Genomic DNA, 4,563 nt, shown 5'->3' with positions numbered 1-4,563 from the left:
GCCGTCCCCAGGGGACGGCGGCCGACGTCGTTGTTCCCCGCCCCGTGCGCACCCGGCGCGGCCACGTGACTCCGCCCCGTGCCACCGCGCCGTCCGGTGCCTCACCCCAGTAACCGCCGTACCGGTGCCTTTCCGGCGCCGGCGGCCACGCGCCCCCGCCCGTCCGTCGGCGCCGTCCTGCGCTCGCGCCCCGTGCGCGTGCGCCCCGCGCCCCGCGCGGTGTTGCCTTCGCCACACGAATCGCCCGGCCGGCTCGGCCCGCGTGTGTCCTTCCCCACGGTGTGCCCGCCGCGCGCATAACGGTTCGGCGCGATTACGGCTGCGATTCACCACCGACGGTGCTCGCGTGCCTGCACACCGCCGGGTGATCAATCCGTTTCCTCCGGCGATCGTGCGCTATGGAGCGTTTCCGGGAAGTGAAAGGTGTGAAACGGCAGGGATGTACGGGGATTGGCCGACCCCGCCCACCCGTGCTGAAATCCCCCTGAAACCCGCATACGACGACGGCCGGAACCCGGCCCGGGCCGAGAGGTGAGGCGAGTGAGGCGCAGGAGCCACGCGACAACCCCGGGCGGCACGGCGACGCCGCACACGGACCGGGGGAGTGCCGCACCCCCCGGCCGCCGGCCGGAGGAGGACGCCCGGGGCGCGGAGGAGCGGGAGAGCCCCGTCGGCATCGGACGGCTCGCCCCGCGCAACTGGCGCGTCGCGCCCCGCCTCCACGCCATCCTCCTGATCCCGGTCGTCGTCGCGCTCGTCCTCGCCGGCCTCCGCGTCCACACCCACTACGACACCTGGCGGGACGCGGAACGGGCCGAGAACGTGGCCGAACTGGTCCGCGCGTCCACCGCGTACGCCAACGCCCTGCTGGACGAACGGGACCTCACCGCCGGGCCGCTCCTGGCAGGCGATCAGGACGACCCCGTGGTCGAACGCTCGCGCGCCCACACGGACCGGGCCCGCGCGGAGTTCGAGTCCCGGCTCGCGAGCGCCCCGTCCGACGACCGCCTCGCCCGGCGCGAGGCCGAGGTGGCGGAGACCGCGGCCGGGCTCGACGAGCTCCGGTCGGTTGCCTGGCGCGACGGGACGAGCGGTGCGGCCGAGACCGAGCTGGGGTACGTCGCCGTGCAGCACCCGGTGATGTCCTTCGCCAACGAGCTCGGCCTCGGCTCCGACGACCTCGCCTCCTACGGGCGGTCCGTCTACGCCATCTCCCTCGGGCAGGCGGCCGCCTCCCTCCAGCGGGCCCTGGGCACCCACATCCTCCTGGGGGAACAGTCCGTCGAGGAACGGGCCCGACTCCAGACCACCCTCAGCTCCTACCGCCACCTGGAACGCATAGCCCGCAACGAGTTCGTCTCCGCCGCACGCCCGGAGGACGCCACCCGGCTGGACCGCGCCATGGCGGCGGACGGCGACGGCCAGGACGACCCGGTCGACACGATGGCCGCGGTCCTCGCGGACCCGGGCACCGACAGCGCAGGATTCGCCGAGGCCGGAGTCACCCCGGGGGCCTGGTTCGACGCGGTCACCGTGCGCTTCGACGCCTACCGCGACGTGGAGCGGGAGCTCGTGGAGGACGCCGTGCACGAGGCGCGCGCCGTCGCAGCCGACGCACGCACCGACATGATCACGAATTCCGCGCTCGTCATCGCCGCCCTGCTCGCCGCCTTCGTCGTCGCCGGACTCATGGCCCGGGGCATGAGCCGCAGCATGACCCGGTTGCGCGACGCTGCCCTGGACGTGGCCGAGCACCGGCTGCCCGAGGTGGTGGCGCAGCTCTCGCAGGCTGATCCCGGCCGTGTCGACACCCGCGTCACGCCGATCCGTGTCGCCGGCGGGGACGAGATCGGCGAGGTCTCACGCGCCTTCGACCAGGTCCACCGCGAGGCGGTCAGACTCGCCTCCGAACAGGCGTTGCTGCGCGGCAATGTGAACGCGGTCTTCACCAACCTCGCCGGTCGCAACCAGGGGCTGGTGGAACGGCAACTCGAACTGATCGGCGGCCTCGAGGGCAACGAGGCCGACCCCGAGCAGCTGGAGCACCTGTTCCGACTGGACCATCTCGCCACCCGGATGCGCCGTAACGGCGACAACCTCCTCGTCCTGGCCGGCCGGGAGCCGGACCGCAGCTGGAGCCGCCCCGTACCCCTGGTGGACGTGGTGCGGGCCGCCGCGTCGGAGGTGGAGCACTACGACCGCATCGACATCGTGGGCGTGCCCCCGGGCGAGATCCACGGTGCGGTCGTCACCGACCTGGTCCACCTGCTGGCCGAGCTGCTGGAGAACGCCACCTCGTTCTCCTCGCCGCTCACCCGCGTCCGGGTCACCGCGACCCGGCTGCCCGACGGCCGCGTCATGGTGGAGATCCACGACCGCGGTGTGGGGCTGGCCGCCGAGGACTTCGCCCTGATCAACCACCGGCTCGCCGAACCGCCCGCCGCCGACCTCGACGTCTCCCGACGCATGGGGCTGTTCGTCGTCGGCCGCCTCGCCCTCGGTCACGGCATACGGGTCCAGCTCCGCCCGTCCGGTGAGCAGGTCGGCACCACCTGCCTGGTGATGCTGCCGGAGAGCATCACCCAGGGCGGTCACGGGGCGGGGCAGGAGGACCGGCTGGACGGCACCCCCGAGCGGTTCACCGTCTCCCGCGTGGTCGCCGACCGCCCCGTTCCGGACGCCGACGCCCCGCGTCGGACCGCCGCGGATCTCGGTTTCGACGACTCGCGCTACGGCGACGCCCCGGCGGGCGACCACGTCGGCCGGTCGCTGCGACGGGGTGAACGCCGCATCGCGGTCGACCCGGTCGGAGGCCGCCCGGCAGCCGCAGACGACACCGCCCCCGGCGAGTACCCGGACCAGCCGGGCGCCGTCCCGCAACCTGGCCCCTCCCGCGCGGTGCCCGCCGACCCCGCGCCGTGGCCGCAGGGCCACGGGGCGCCCCACGGGGCCCCGCACCACCCCGGTGGCACGGCCGCAACCGGCGCCCCCCAGGGCACCTATTCCGGCCAGGAATACGGCACGGACACTCCCGGCACACAGCCCCCTCACACCCCCGCCATGCGCCGGGATACGGCCGTGCGGCCCTGGCGGGGCAACCCCGCGATCGACGTGAACACCACCCCCGACCGGCGGCCGGAGGGGGAGGATGCGTACCCTGCGACTCCCCCTGGGGCCGCGCACCGCGTAGGCTTCCACGGTGCGGAGCTCGTGCCGGAGGGTCAAAACCCCACCACCGGCGCCGGGTTGCCCCGCCGTGAGCCCCGACGTCTTCCCGACGGCGAGGCGCAGTGGCAGGGAATGCAGGGACCGGTGGAAACCCCGGACCAGGCGCCGCACGACCGGCAGTGGGGCCGTGGCCCGCGCCGCGAGGCGCAGCCCGTGGACACCACTGACTCGGGTCTTCCCAGGCGGGTACCGAAAGCCAATCTGGTGGAGCACGCCCGGTCCGAACCGCCGGCGGGCGGTCGGCAGGTCTCCCGGGCACCCGAGGATGTCCGGGGCCGCCTCACCGACCTCCACCGCGGCGTCAGGCAGGGACGCGGTGCCGGCAGGGACCGCGCGGAGAACGACCACGAGGGCTTCGGCCCCGTAAACGATCAGGAGCGTTAATGTGAGCCCGATGAGTCAGGCGGCGCAGAACCTGAACTGGTTGATCACCAGTTTCGTGGAGAGCACCCCCGGGGTGTCGCACACCGTGGTGGTGTCGGCCGACGGTCTGCTGCTGGCGATGTCCGAGGGTTTCCCGCGTGACCGTGCCGACCAGTTGGCGGCGGTGGCCTCCGGGCTGACCTCGCTGACGGCCGGCGCCTCCCGGATCTTCGAGGGCGGCCCGGTGAACCAGACGGTGGTGGAGATGGAGCGCGGCTTCCTCTTCATCATGTCCGTCTCGGACGGTTCCTCCCTGGCGGTGCTGGCACACCCCGAGGCCGACATCGGCCTCGTCGGGTACGAGATGGCGCTCCTGGTCGACCGCGCCGGCGCCGTCCTCACCCCCGACCTTCGCGCCGAACTCCAGGGGAGTCTGCTCAACTAGGAGACAACCGTGCGGATTGACCGCCCTCGCCATAAGGTGCGATAACACTTGACGGCGAGAGCGGTAACGGCCACATCGACGGCATCAGGAGGAGGAGAGAGACGTGACGACGCCCCCGACCGGATCTTCCGGAGGCGACCACCCCGACCGGACCGACCAGGGCCGGACCGGACACTTCGACTTCCCTTCGGCGCCCAGCGGCTCACGGCCCGGGAACGGGCACGGGGCGCCGCCGCGCACCGAGCCCCGGCAGCCGTTGGTGCGTCCGTACGCGATGACCGGTGGCCGGACCAGGCCCCGGTACCAGCTGGCCATCGAGGCGTTGGTCAGTACCAGCGTCGAACCCGCCCGGCTCCATGGCCAGCTGCCCGAACACCAGCGGATCTGCCAGCTGTGCTACGAGATGAAGTCGGTTGCCGAGGTTTCGGCGTTGTTGGCGATGCCGTTGGGTGTGGCTCGGATTCTGGTCGCCGATCTGGCGGAGGCCGGGCTTGTCGCTATTCATCAGCCTGGTCATGAGGGTGAGC

Annotated in this window: 3 protein-coding genes; all 3 read left to right on the top strand. The window is 73.0% G+C overall.

The window, feature by feature from the left end; all coding sequences use genetic code 11:
* Window positions 1-540: 540 nt before the first annotated feature.
* Window positions 541-3,612, top strand: coding sequence for a sensor histidine kinase (locus HCN56_RS23920; RefSeq protein WP_167974483.1), 3,072 nt, complete (start codon window positions 541-543; stop codon window positions 3,610-3,612).
* 10 nt (window positions 3,613-3,622) lie between these two features.
* Window positions 3,623-4,036: a roadblock/LC7 domain-containing protein gene (locus HCN56_RS23915; protein ID WP_167974485.1), complete on the top strand. Its 414-nt coding sequence runs from the start codon at window positions 3,623-3,625 to the stop codon at window positions 4,034-4,036.
* A 103-nt stretch (window positions 4,037-4,139) separates the two neighbouring features.
* Window positions 4,140-4,563 (top strand): DUF742 domain-containing protein (locus HCN56_RS27340; RefSeq protein WP_167974481.1); only part of this gene is annotated, 424 nt, incomplete at its 3' end.

This window comes from Streptomyces lonarensis (assembly GCF_012033735.1).
Classification (GTDB): Bacteria; Actinomycetota; Actinomycetes; order Streptomycetales; family Streptomycetaceae; genus Streptomyces; species Streptomyces lonarensis.
This window is presented reverse-complemented; position numbering and strand designations above follow the sequence as displayed.

Bases quoted from the DNA above. Each gene is read 5' to 3' on its own strand.
- HCN56_RS23915 (WP_167974485.1), top strand. From the start codon at position 3,623: ATGAGTCAGGCGGCGCAGAACCTGAACTGGTTGATCACCAGTTTCGTG.